The organism is Neobacillus sp. NPDC093182 (genome assembly GCF_044754045.1).
The window spans coordinates 75,630-88,569 of sequence record NZ_JBIVOI010000005.1; the positions used below are offsets into that span (position 1 = coordinate 75,630).

A 12,940-nucleotide genomic window follows, 5' to 3' on the forward strand; every position below is an offset into this window, starting at 1 on the left:
GCCCCAAAGGGTCATATAAAGAAGGTGTAAAAATCTTTAATTTTATAGGTAAGGAACTTATTAATGTAATAAAAAATTTTAAATGAATGGAGATATTAAAATGAAAAAATTATTAACTTCACTGTTAACAATGATTGTTGCTTTATCGCTTTTTGCTGGGATTGCTAGTGCTCATGTTACCGTCGGACCAAAGGAAACGTCACAAGGAAAATATGAAATGTTTACTGTAAAAGTTCCTTCAGAAAAAGAAGATGTTCTGACAACAAAAATTCAAGTGGTAATTCCTGAAGATGTTAACATTACTCGTTTTGAACCAAAGCCAGGATGGACCTATGAAATTCAAAAGGATGATTCTGATAAAATTACATCCGTTACCTGGACAGCTGAAGGTGAAGGCCTATCTGCGACTGAATTTGGTCAGTTTAACATGAATGGAAAAGTTGGCGACAAAGCAACAGAAATCGTTTGGAAAGCGATCCAAACTTACTCGGATGGAAGTGTAGTAGAATGGGTAGAAGCAGAAGAGGAAAATTATCCTGCTTCTGTAACGGTTGTCAATGCAGCTGCTGCTTCTGCACATGGCCATGGAGAGACAACAACTGATAAGGATAATTCGTCAGAAGAAAAAGTAACGGAAGAAGTGAAAGAAACGAGTGCATCAAACACAACGCTTTATCTTTCCATCGCAGCATTAGTAGCAGGATTAATAGCTTTAATAATATCTCTTAAAAAGAGAGGATAATTGCTTCGAAGACAAGAGTGTAGAATCTCTTGTCTTTTTTCTTGCAATTTTGAGAATAAATTTCTAAAATTAATAAACAGAAATGAATAAATGAGGTGGACCCATTTTGGAGATGGTTATTAGATATTTGTCTGCGCTTATTTTGCCAGGTTTACTCGTATTGCTATTTACCCGGGTCACATACAATCGTCTTATCGGGCTTGCCCTGACCGTCGGGCTCATTGCTGCCTCTGCTTTTAAAGGGTATACCAACACTTTACCGCTTATCGTTGTAGATGCCTTTTCGCTTACAGCTGGATTTTGGCTGGCTTCAAAAATGAAACAAAGAGTTTTCAAAAAAACGTAATCATCCATCTAGATATTAAGTCTGTCAAACCTAATGGCAGGCTTTTTTGCTTTTCGAGTAAAATAGGGAGTTTCGCGTATAAAAAGCTGAATTTTACGAGTAAGCTCTTACTTTTCGTGAGCAAAATCCAAATTCCACCAGAAAACAGAATGTTCGTTCGCATATTAGTGGTTTGTTTTGGAGGAATTGTGTTAGAATGATACTATTAGAATTTCAGAATACATTTTCTAGCACCATCCCGGTCAACTTGCACGTTTTTCTTGCTAGAAAGTGATTATTTATCGGGAGGAAAACCAGTGAAAGATCAATTTGAATTGGTTTCGAAATACTCACCTCAAGGCGATCAGCCTGAGGCGATTCGACAGTTAGTTCAAGGAATAAAAGAGAACAAGCGCTATCAGACATTGCTTGGAGCAACAGGAACAGGTAAGACGTTTACGGTTTCAAACGTGATAAAAGAAGTAAACAAGCCGACACTCGTTATTGCTCATAATAAAACGTTAGCAGGTCAGCTTTACAGCGAATTTAAGGAATTTTTCCCAAATAATGCTGTTGAGTATTTTGTTAGTTACTATGATTACTTTCAACCAGAAGCCTATGTGCCATCGACAGATACATTTATTGAAAAAGACTCCAGTATCAATGATGAAATTGACAAACTTCGGCACTCCGCAACATCCGCCTTATTTGAGCGGAAAGATGTTATAATCATCGCCAGTGTTTCATGTATATACGGTCTCGGTTCACCTGAAGAATACCGGGAAATGGTACTGTCACTTAGGACAGGTATGGAGATTGAACGTAACCAGCTGCTACATCGTTTGGTCGATATTCAGTATGAAAGAAATGATATTGATTTTAAACGTGGTACGTTTCGCGTTCGCGGTGATGTGGTGGAAATATTCCCTGTGTCACGTGATGAGCATTGTGTTCGCGTAGAATTTTTTGGCGATGAAGTAGATCGCATTCGTGAGGTTGACGCCTTAACTGGGGAAATTATCGGCGAACGTGAGCATATAGCCATTTTTCCTGCCTCCCACTTCGTAACGAGAGAAGAAAAAATGAGAATCGCCATCGAGAACATTGAACAAGAACTCGAAGAACGCCTAGAAGAGCTCCGTGAAGATAATAAATTGCTCGAAGCACAGCGCATCGAACAGAGGACACGATATGATCTCGAAATGATGCGTGAGATGGGCTTTTGTTCAGGGATTGAAAACTACTCACGTCATTTGACATTGAGACCTGCTGGTTCCACACCGTATACGTTGCTCGATTATTTTCCAGAAGATTTTCTCTTGATCGTGGATGAGTCACATGTTACCCTGCCACAAGTAAGAGGGATGTTCAATGGTGATCGAGCACGGAAACAGGTGCTTGTTGACCATGGCTTCCGTCTGCCATCAGCGCTTGATAACCGACCGTTGACCTTTGATGAATTTGAAAAACATATTCACAATGCCATCTTTGTCTCGGCAACACCAGGTCCATATGAGCTTGAGCATACTCCGGAAATGATTCAGCAAATCATTCGACCAACAGGGTTATTGGATCCAACGATTGAAGTACGTCCTATTGAGGGACAAATCGATGATATCATTGGTGAAATTCAGGAGCGAATCAAGAAGAATGAACGGGTGCTTATTACGACGCTGACAAAGAAAATGTCAGAAGACTTAACGGACTATCTAAAAGAAATAGGAATTAAAGTCCAATATTTACATTCAGAAGTAAAAACACTTGAACGGATTGAAATTATCCGCGAGCTGCGGCTTGGTAAGTATGATGTGTTAGTCGGGATTAACCTGCTTAGAGAAGGACTGGATATCCCTGAGGTTTCGCTTATTACGATTCTTGATGCCGATAAAGAAGGCTTCCTCCGTTCAGAACGTTCATTAATCCAAACCATCGGACGTGCTGCCCGTAATGCTAATGGGCATGTCATCTTGTATGCGGACAAAATAACAAATTCGATGGAAATTGCGATTAATGTAACGAGAGAGCGCCGCAAAATCCAAGAAGAATACAATAAAAAGCACGGAATTACGCCTATGACCATTCAAAAGGGAATCCGCGAGGCAATTCGTGCCACTCATGCTGCCGAGGAGCAGGAAGAGTACAAACCAGCAGCTTCTTTTGGTAAGATGTCGAAGAAGGAAAGAGACAAGCTGATTGCGACGATGGAAAAAGAAATGAAAGCAGAAGCAAAAGCGCTTAATTTTGAACGTGCTGCGGAACTTCGTGATTTATTATTAGAGTTAAAAGCGGAAGGATGACGTAACCATGGCGATGGATAAATTGATAGTTAAAGGCGCCAGAGCCCATAACTTAAAAAATATAGATGTCACCATTCCGAGAGATAAGCTTGTTGTTTTAACGGGACTTTCAGGTTCTGGAAAGTCCTCACTTGCTTTTGATACGATTTATGCAGAAGGGCAGCGCCGCTATGTTGAATCACTGTCTGCCTATGCAAGACAATTCTTAGGACAGATGGATAAGCCTGATGTTGATTCCATTGAAGGATTATCTCCAGCGATTTCAATCGATCAGAAAACAACAAGCCGGAACCCCCGTTCAACAGTAGGGACGGTGACGGAAATTTATGATTATTTGCGATTACTTTTTGCCCGTGTTGGCAGACCAACTTGTCCAATCCATAATATTGTAATCTCCTCGCAAACGATTGAACAAATGGTAGACCGAATCATGGAATATCCTGAGCGGACAAAGATGCAAATTCTTGCTCCTGTCATTTCAGGACGAAAAGGAATGCATGTTAAAGTTTTTGAAGATATAAAAAAACAAGGATTCGTTCGTGTTCGTGTTAACGGTGAAATGCTGGATCTTGGTGATGAAATTGTTCTAGATAAGAACAAAAAGCATTCCATTGAGGTTGTCATCGATCGTATTGTCGTGAAAGAAGGGATTACTGCGAGGATTGCTGATTCTCTTGAAACGGCCTTACGACTTGGAGAGGGAAAGGTGATCGTCGATGTAATCGGAGAAGAGGAACTTCTTTTCAGTGAAAACCATGCATGTCCTCTTTGTGGTTTTTCAATCGGAGAGTTAGAACCGCGAATGTTTTCGTTCAATAGCCCATTTGGTGCTTGTACTGAATGTGATGGACTGGGATCCAAGCTTGAGGTAGATGTTGATCTTGTCATTCCGAATAAGGAATTAACATTAAAACAGCATGCCATAGCTCCCTGGGAACCAACAAGCTCGCAATATTACCCACAGCTGCTAGAAGCTGTCTGTAATCATTATGGTGTCGATATGGAAATGCCGTTTAAGGATATCCCTAAACATCTTATCGATAAAGTGCTTTATGGTTCCGAAGGTGACAAAATTTATTTCCGCTATGAGAATGATTTTGGACAAATTCGTGAAGGTCATATTGAATTTGAGGGTGTTATACGGAATGTGGAACGCCGTTATAAAGAGACCAGCTCTGATTGGATTCGGGAGCAAATGGAGAAATATATGGGGGAGCAGCCATGCCACGTCTGTAAAGGTCATCGTTTGAAGAAAGAAACTTTAGCTGTGTTAATCTCAGGCCGTCATATTTCCCACGTAACAGGGTTATCCATTGAAGAAGCTCACCACTTTTTTAATGAACTAACCTTAACCGAGAAAGAACATCAAATTGCCAAATTAATTTTAAATGAAATTAATGAGCGCATCGGTTTCCTAATGAATGTAGGACTTGATTATTTAAGCTTAGGGCGTGCCGCTGGAACCCTTTCCGGAGGAGAAGCACAGCGGATTCGTTTGGCCACTCAAATTGGTTCAAAGTTAACAGGAGTCCTTTACATTTTAGATGAACCGTCCATTGGACTTCATCAGCGTGATAATGACCGCTTAATCGGAACACTTCAAAATATGCGTGATATTGGAAACACGTTGATTGTGGTTGAGCATGATGAAGACACCATGCTTGCGGCAGATTATTTAATCGATATTGGGCCAGGAGCTGGGGTGCACGGCGGGCAGATCATTTCAGCGGGTTCACCTCAAGAAGTAATGGCGGACCCCAATTCGTTAACAGGCCAGTATCTATCTGGTAAAAAGTTTATTCCGCTGCCTATCGAACGCCGTAAGCCAGATGGCAGGTATATCGAGATAAAGGGTGCTGCTGAGAATAATTTGCGAAATGTAAATGTGAAGATTCCACTAGGGATGTTTATCGCTGTGACGGGTGTGTCAGGATCAGGGAAAAGTACGTTAATCAATGAAATCCTCCTTAAAACACTAGCCCAGAAGCTTAACCGTGCCAAAACAAAGCCTGGTGAACATAAGGATATCTTGGGAATGGAGTATTTAGATAAGGTAATCGACATCGACCAATCTCCAATCGGCAGAACACCTCGTTCTAATCCGGCAACGTATACGGGAGTATTTGATGATATCCGTGATTTGTTTTCGACAACGAACGAAGCGAAGGTCCGCGGTTATAAAAAAGGACGTTTTAGTTTTAATGTGAAGGGCGGGCGCTGTGAGGCTTGCCGCGGTGATGGAATTATCAAAATTGAAATGCATTTCCTGCCTGACGTCTATGTGCCATGTGAGGTGTGCCAAGGCAAACGCTATAATCGTGAAACGCTGGAAGTGAAGTATAAAGGAAAGAGTATCTCGGAAATTCTTGATATGACTGTCGAAGCTGCAGTAGAATTTTTTGAGAATGTTCCTAAAATCAGCCGAAAGCTGCAAACCATTAAAGATGTTGGTTTAGGTTATATAACACTTGGTCAGCCTGCTACCACGCTATCCGGCGGGGAAGCTCAGCGTGTGAAGCTGGCTTCTGAGCTTCATAAACGTTCAAACGGTAAATCTTTTTACATTTTAGATGAACCGACAACAGGACTTCATGTCGACGATATTTCTAGATTATTAGTTGTCCTTCAGCGTCTAGTTGAAAATGGCGACACGGTACTCGTGATTGAGCATAATTTAGACGTGATTAAAGCAACGGACCATATCATTGATCTCGGACCAGAAGGTGGAGACAAAGGTGGTACCATTGTCGCTGCAGGAACACCAGAAAAGGTGGCTGAATTACCTGGATCTTATACAGGCAGATACTTAAAGCCAATCCTAGAGCGTGACCGGCTGCGAATGAAAGAACAAATACATGAAAAAGAAACCATCGTAAAAAGCTAAAACCTTGAGTTTTAGCTTTTTAATTTGTAAAAAAATTGAATCTTTCTCCCATTCCATACGTAAATAACGATTAAGGGGAGTGATGAAGGATGGATACTAGAAAAGTTCTTTCAGGATTATGTTACTTTAGTATTTTCTTTGCAGGAATTCTTTTTCCGCTTGTTGTGATGTTTGCTTCTGGGGATGATATAACAAAAAGTCATGCGAAAAAGGCATTCTTATCTCATTTAATACCGCTAATTCCAGCACCGCTGCTACTATTCGCTATTTTTAGTGATATAAACACCATTAACAATGAAGGAATACCTGTTTTTACACTCGTGACGGCAGGAATTTTGGTCTTAGTTAGTCTAATTGTTACTATCTGGAATGTGATAAAAGGCGTAAAAGCCTTGATGATGGAATAGGATTTTAATGAAAACTTTTATTGGGGTGGATATGATGAAGGAAGAACGTAAAAGGATTTTAAAGATGGTGGAAGAGGGAAAGCTGAATGTTGACGAAGCCTTGACTTTATTAGAGGAGCTTGAGAAATCTGGTCAAACGATGGAACAAAAACAGAAACAAATTGCTCAAGAAATTTCAACAGCTTTCAAATTTGAAGAAGCAAAAAAGGAAGAATCCGCTCAAAACAAAGCTCACTCAACAAAGGAAAAGATTTTTGATTTTGTCGACACAGCATTGAAAAAAATTAAGGATCTTGATTTTGATTTGAATATTGGTCAGTCCGTGGAGATTTCGCACATCTTTCATCAGGGCGATGTATACTTACGTGATATGGATATTGACCTCGCCAACGGGTCGCTTAAACTTGTTCCTTGGGACCAAAACGATGTCAGGATCGAGTGTCAGGCAAAAGTGTACCGTGTAGAAAACGCTGACCAAGCACGGGAAAATTTTTTGAAGGATGTAATGTTTGCGATAGATGGTCAACAACTGCGGTTCATGACACAGCAAAAATGGATGAAGGTCGACGCGGTGGTTTATGTTCCTCAGGCAGAATATGAACGGGTCCGAGTTAGAATGTTTAATGGTCCTATATCAGGTGAAGAATTAACAATTAGTGATCTTCGTATGAAAACGGCAAATGGAAAAATTGAGCTTTCACGCTTAAATGGAAAAAAGGCCGAAGTCGAGACAGCCAATGGCCATATTTCATTGCAAACCAGCACGATTGATAATCTTGAGGTAGAAACGATCAACGGTGCCATTAAGCTTGATGGTGATTTTAGAAAGGTAGAAACACAGACATTAAATGGGAACACTACCTATAACCTAACCGGAAATCGATGTGAATTAATTGCAGCGAAAGCGACTACAGGCGGGGTTGATTTATTTATTCCCGATGGAGTGGCTGCCAGTGGTGAGTTAAAGACAAATCTTGGCGGCTTCAATATTAAGCTTGATGGAATTCAGGTTCTTGAGGAAAAAAGTGAAATGATTCAAAAATTGCTTCGTTTTCAGTCCGTTAATCATCCTGACCGCATGTTAAAGATATTTGTCGATACAAAAACGGGGTCCATTACACTGCATAAATCCGATGAGGTTAACAATTAATAGGAGACTTGATAAATGAAATGGTTGATTGGAATCTTAATCAATGCGGTATTGTTCATGGCCATAGCGGGCTATTTTTCTGAGAGTTTTGTACTAGAAGGCTTTGTGGCTGCAGTTAGCGCAAGCTTCTTACTTTCGATCATTAATATCATCGTCCGCCCGATTCTAATTATTTTAACCTTACCCGCAACAGTTTTAACATTAGGATTTTTTCTGTTTGTCATTAATGCGATAACCCTAGAAATAACCGATTACTTAATGGGTGATTCATTCGAAATCGCAGGATTTGGCATGGCGCTGCTGGCAGCCGTCATCATGTCGATTGTCACGCTGGTTCTGAACAAAACAATACTTAAATCCTCCAAGGAAAAATAAAAAGCAAATGGCGGGGTGCACTGCACCGGGCCATTTGCTTTTTTACCGTTTCATCGTATGAACAAAGCGATATCGATCTGCCCGAAAAGTAGATTTAACCAATTCGAAAGGAACTTCATTTTGTAAATAAGATATTCGCTCAATCAAGAGGATTGGATCCCCGATAGTAATTCCCAGTGTTTCTGCGTCATGACTACTGGCAATAGAAGCTTCGATTTCCTGCGTCGCTTCACTTATCGAGAGTGATAGATGTTCCTCAATGTATTGATAGAGAGAGAGGTTGCTGTTTTCCTCTGTCAGTCCCGGAACAAGCTCAACTGGAATATAGGCTGTTTCCAGCGCCATTGGGGCACGATCGGCTAAACGAATCCGCTTGATTTTATAAACGGAGTCATTTTCTTTTATTCTAAGGTTAGAGGCTGTTTTTTTATCAGCAGGGATGATTTGAAAGGATAAAAGGGTGCTGCTGGGGCTCATTCCTCTTGAAAGCATATCCTCGGTAAAGCTTGTCATTCCCTGAAGTTCTTGTTCAACCTTTTTCTTATTTACAAATGTTCCTCTGCCTTTTTGCCTTGTTAGATAGCCTTCCGAAACCAAATTGTTGATAGCTTGTCTAACTGTCATCCGGCTTATTTGAAAACGCTCCGCATATTCCCTTTCAGAAGGAATGGCAGCCTCTTCCAGTAAAATACCATTCTCGATTTGTTGTTTAATGTACTCTTCAAGTTGATGATAGATGGGAACCGGTGAATTTTTATTGATCATCCAAACACTCCTTGCGAAAAGGACTAGATATATTTTAACGCATCTCTATCAGCAATGACAGTAACATTTTCATGGTGCTTTAGGGCAGAAGCAGGGAACTCTTCGCTAATTTCTCCATTCATGAACTTGAGTAGTGCTTCTGCTTTTTTTTCTCCTGATACAAGCAGAAGAATTTCCTTGCTTTCTAGTATGGTTGCAATCCCCATCGTTATGGCGTGTGCAGGCACTTCTTCAAAAGAGTTGAAAAATCTAGAATTTGCTTCTCTTGTATTTTTAGCTAGTGTGACGATATGTGTCCGGCTCGAAAAGGGTGTACCAGGTTCATTAAAACCAATATGACCATTTTGTCCAATTCCTAGAATTTGCAGGTCGACCCCTCCAAGCTCTTTTATTAGCTGTTCATAACGAAGACATTCCTGTTTTAAATCACTGGCGGCACCATTTGGAATATGCGTATGATGTTCACTAATATCCAAATGCTTAAACAAATTTTGCCTCATGAAATAATGATAACTGTTAGGATCCTGTGCTTTCAGTCCGATATACTCATCTAAATTAACCGATTTCACCTGTTGATATCTAGTCCCGTTCGTCCCATGATCCTGGATTAAATAATCATAAACACCTTTTGGTGTGCTTCCAGTTGCCAATCCCAGCGTAAGTCTTGGGTTAGACCGGATTTTATCAACGATGATTTTTCCAGCCTCTAAGCTCATTTCTGCATAATTTTCAGTCCGAATTAGTTTCACGTCATTACCCCTTTTTATATGCTATTTCTCCGCGGCAGAAGGTCATTTCAACCTGATATTCATTCGATAAAATCGTTATATCCGCATCTTTTCCTGCCGAAATACTGCCTTTTCGGTCATATACGTTTAATTGCTTGGCAGGATTCACACTTGCCATTTGAACAGCTTCGGATAGGGAAATATCTGCTGCTTCCAGGATGTTTTTTATAGAGTCGTTCATTTTCAAAATACTGCCCGCCAGTGTACCGTCGGCGAGAAGTGCCTTTCCATCTGCGACAGATACATCTTGTCCACCAAGATCATAGACCCCGTTTTTAAGGCATTTTGCCCTCATAGCATCTGTTATTAGTATCATGCCTGCTGTTCCTTTAGCATTGATAACTAGCTTCATAACCTCAGGACGTACATGTATGCCGTCTGCAATCATTTCAACCATTAGTTCTTTAAAAATAAGAGCAGACCCAGCGACACCTGGTTCGCGGTGGTGTATCCCGCGCATGCCATTAAACAAGTGTGTCACCTGTTTTGCACCTGCTTGAACGGCTTTTTCCATTTCCTCGTAGATTGCATCACTGTGACCGATCGAAGCAATCACACCAGTTTCATGTAAATAGCGGACAAAGTTTGTCCCATTCTCTAGTTCAGGAGCTACGGTTACCAACTTAATGCTGCCTTCTGCCAGCTCCTGCCAGTGTTGAAATAATTCAATATCAGGATCAATAATGTATTCCTTTGGCTGAGCGCCGGCACGTTTTTTATTAATAAATGGTCCCTCTAAATGAACACCGAGTACATCTGCTTTACCAGAGTCATTATGACCTTTAAGATACTGTGCTGCATTTTTTAAGGCGTATTCGATACTTTCATGTTTTTGGGTAATCGTTGTCGCTAAAAAGCTCGTCGTTCCTTCAGCAGGGAGTGCTTTAGCCATCGTTTCTAACGCCTCTATTGTTGCATCCATCGTATCCGCACCCGCAGCCCCATGAATATGCACGTCTATAAAGCCTGGAACAACAGTTTGATCCTCAGCAATTTCTATTTTTTTTACATCGTTTAAATGGGAAGGAAGGGCATTAATAGGGCCAATCTCTTGGAATTTTCCATTTTCTATAAAAATATAGATCGATTCTGCCACTTCATTTTCTAGTACTACCTTGCCATGAACCATTAAAAGTAGGCTCAATATTGTCATCTCCATTTCAAAAGGATTACCTCTATGGGATTATTATAACTTTAAGTGGAATAGTTGTCTATACCAGTTGTAAAACATACTCTTATTTATTTTCCCAATAAAAAAAGAATATATGAAAAAACGTATAACCTTCTATTTGGTTATGAAAATAAATTAAATAGTGCTAAAATAAGAAGAAATTAAATCAAATTTAGCATGATAACCGTCAAGCTGCTGCGCCTAGGGTGCTATTAGCTTTTCGATAAGGAGGAAAACTTTTGCCAAAGGTACGTACGAAGGATATTTTTGAAAGATTCCATCTGGAATTGATTAGCGGTGAAGAAGGAATTAATCGTCCGATTACGACAAGTGATATTTCCAGACCTGGAATTGAAATGGCTGGATACTTCGAATATTATCCCGCAGAACGAATTCAACTATTAGGAAAAACGGAGCTTTCTTTCTTCTCGGAATTACCAGAACATGAACGTATCTCAAGGATGGAGCGTTTATGTACAGACATCACACCTGCGATCATCGTTACTAGAGGTTTGGATATACCGAGAGAGCTCATTGAAGCCTCAGAGCGTGAATCTGTTCCAGTACTCCGTTCAAACATGAAAACCACTCGTTTTTCAAGTCGTCTAACGAACTTTTTAGAAAGTAAACTCGCACCAACAACGGCAGTTCATGGAGTGTTAGTAGATATTTATGGAATTGGTGTTTTAATTACAGGAAAAAGCGGCGTTGGTAAAAGTGAAACGGCATTGGAGCTTGTTAAACGCGGGCACCGCCTTGTGGCTGACGACTGTGTTGAAATTCGTCAGGAAGACCAAGATACGCTCGTTGGTACCTCGCCAGATTTAATTGAGCACTTATTAGAGATTCGCGGACTCGGCATTATTAATGTCATGACTCTTTTTGGCGCTGGTGCTGTCCGCAGTAATAAACGAATTACGATGGTCATCAATCTCGAAATCTGGGATGCAAAAAAGCAATATGACCGTCTTGGTTTAGATGAAGAAAAGATGAAAATTATTGATACTGATATTACAAAGATCACCGTTCCCGTTCGTCCAGGGCGAAACCTGGCTGTCATCATTGAAGTAGCTGCAATGAATTATCGCTTAAAAAGAATGGGTGTCAATGCAGCACAGCAATTTACAGAGCGTCTATCAGATGTAATTGAAGATGGAGACCATGATGAATAATTTAATAAAGGAGAAATGGTATGAATTCAACTATACAGCCGCTTGATCCGATTGCATTTAGCTTAGGACCGATTCAAGTGCACTGGTATGGCCTTATTATTGGCTGTGGTTTAGCATTGGCACTGTTTCTAGCTATTCGAGAAGGAGATAGGAGGGGGCTCCCAAAGGATACATTTGCGGATTTAATGCTTTGGGCGATCCCGATTGCTATCCTTTCTGCACGTTTATATTACGTTATTTTTGAATGGGGTTATTATTCCGAACATCCAGGTCAAATCATACAGATATGGAATGGAGGCATTGCGATCCATGGTGCTTTAATTGGTTCCGTCGTAACAGCGTACGTTTTTGCTAAAAAGCGCGGGATTTCTTTTTGGAAAATTGCCGATATTGCAGCGCCAAGTATTATTTTAGGTCAAGCCATCGGCCGCTGGGGAAACTTCATGAATCAGGAAGCCCACGGAGGCGAAGTAACTAGAACCTTCCTCGAAAATCTGCAGCTGCCTGAGTTTATTATTAATCAAATGTATATAAATGGTGCGTATTATCATCCAACTTTTTTATATGAATCAGTTTGGAATATCGCAGGCTTTATTCTATTAATTTTACTCAGACGTGTGAATCTGCGCCGCGGAGAGCTATTTCTATCTTATGTGATTTGGTATTCTATTGGACGTTTCTTCATAGAAGGCTTAAGAACAGATAGTTTAATGCTTGGAGGTCTTCGAATGGCACAGACGATTTCCATCGCATTGATTCTCGGTGCACTGTTCATTCTGATTTACCGCAGAAAAAAGAATTTAGCTGAAGACAGATACTTAGACAAAAACAATCAAGCTTTTACTCACTAAAGAAGGAGACTTA

At 40.4% G+C, this 12,940-nt stretch carries 12 protein-coding genes; 9 read left to right on the forward strand and 3 right to left on the reverse strand.

The features are described from left to right. Positions 1-100: 100 nt before the first annotated feature. The 7 genes from ACIQAA_RS11065 to ACIQAA_RS11095 all read left to right on the forward strand — a co-directional run bounded on the left by ACIQAA_RS11065 (position 101) and on the right by ACIQAA_RS11095 (position 8,180). The gene (locus ACIQAA_RS11065) at positions 101-742 is read left to right on the forward strand and encodes a YcnI family copper-binding membrane protein (RefSeq protein ID WP_402618907.1); all 642 of its coding nucleotides are present in this window, start codon (positions 101-103) and stop codon (positions 740-742) included. A 112-nt stretch (positions 743-854) separates the two neighbouring features. Beyond that, positions 855-1,088 (forward strand): DUF2198 family protein, encoded by a 234-nt coding sequence (locus tag ACIQAA_RS11070; RefSeq protein ID WP_283865746.1) that lies wholly within the window; start codon positions 855-857, stop codon positions 1,086-1,088. Positions 1,089-1,384: 296 nt separating this feature from the next. Next, the gene (gene uvrB, locus ACIQAA_RS11075) at positions 1,385-3,364 is read left to right on the forward strand and encodes an excinuclease ABC subunit UvrB (protein ID WP_402618910.1); all 1,980 of its coding nucleotides are present in this window, start codon (positions 1,385-1,387) and stop codon (positions 3,362-3,364) included. 7 nt (positions 3,365-3,371) lie between these two features. Then, positions 3,372-6,248 carry an excinuclease ABC subunit UvrA gene (gene uvrA, locus ACIQAA_RS11080; RefSeq protein WP_402618913.1) on the forward strand — a complete coding sequence of 959 codons (2,877 nt, stop codon included), beginning with the start codon at positions 3,372-3,374 and terminating at the stop codon, positions 6,246-6,248. Between the two features lie 89 nt (positions 6,249-6,337). Then, the gene (locus ACIQAA_RS11085) at positions 6,338-6,655 is read left to right on the forward strand and encodes a magnetosome magnetite crystal formation protein family (protein WP_402618916.1); all 318 of its coding nucleotides are present in this window, start codon (positions 6,338-6,340) and stop codon (positions 6,653-6,655) included. A gap of 34 nt (positions 6,656-6,689) precedes the next feature. Further along, positions 6,690-7,805, forward strand: a complete 1,116-nt coding sequence (locus ACIQAA_RS11090) for a DUF4097 family beta strand repeat-containing protein (RefSeq protein WP_402618918.1) — start codon at positions 6,690-6,692, stop codon at positions 7,803-7,805. Positions 7,806-7,820: 15 nt separating this feature from the next. Beyond that, a complete protein-coding gene (locus tag ACIQAA_RS11095; protein ID WP_402618921.1) occupies positions 7,821-8,180 on the forward strand; it encodes a phage holin family protein in 360 nt (119 codons plus the stop codon). Positions 8,181-8,222: 42 nt separating this feature from the next. On the opposite strand, the gene ACIQAA_RS11100 is transcribed toward ACIQAA_RS11095, so the two are convergent. Genes ACIQAA_RS11100 through nagA form a run of 3 tightly spaced genes read right to left on the reverse strand, consistent with a single transcriptional unit; the run spans position 8,223 to position 10,877 of the window. Continuing rightward, the gene (locus ACIQAA_RS11100; RefSeq protein WP_402618924.1) at positions 8,223-8,945 is read right to left on the reverse strand and encodes a GntR family transcriptional regulator; all 723 of its coding nucleotides are present in this window, start codon (positions 8,943-8,945) and stop codon (positions 8,223-8,225) included. Positions 8,946-8,968: 23 nt separating this feature from the next. Further along, the gene (gene nagB / locus ACIQAA_RS11105; protein ID WP_402618927.1) at positions 8,969-9,694 is read right to left on the reverse strand and encodes a glucosamine-6-phosphate deaminase; all 726 of its coding nucleotides are present in this window, start codon (positions 9,692-9,694) and stop codon (positions 8,969-8,971) included. Between the two features lie 4 nt (positions 9,695-9,698). Beyond that, positions 9,699-10,877 (reverse strand): N-acetylglucosamine-6-phosphate deacetylase, encoded by a 1,179-nt coding sequence (gene nagA / locus ACIQAA_RS11110; RefSeq protein ID WP_402618930.1) that lies wholly within the window; start codon positions 10,875-10,877, stop codon positions 9,699-9,701. Positions 10,878-11,143: 266 nt separating this feature from the next. Between nagA and hprK the strand changes: the two genes are divergently transcribed. Both hprK and lgt read left to right on the forward strand, forming a co-directional pair. After that, positions 11,144-12,076 (forward strand): HPr(Ser) kinase/phosphatase, encoded by a 933-nt coding sequence (gene hprK / locus ACIQAA_RS11115; RefSeq protein ID WP_402618933.1) that lies wholly within the window; start codon positions 11,144-11,146, stop codon positions 12,074-12,076. A 20-nt stretch (positions 12,077-12,096) separates the two neighbouring features. Beyond that, a complete protein-coding gene (gene lgt, locus ACIQAA_RS11120; protein WP_402618936.1) occupies positions 12,097-12,927 on the forward strand; it encodes a prolipoprotein diacylglyceryl transferase in 831 nt (276 codons plus the stop codon). Positions 12,928-12,940 lie beyond the last annotated feature (13 nt).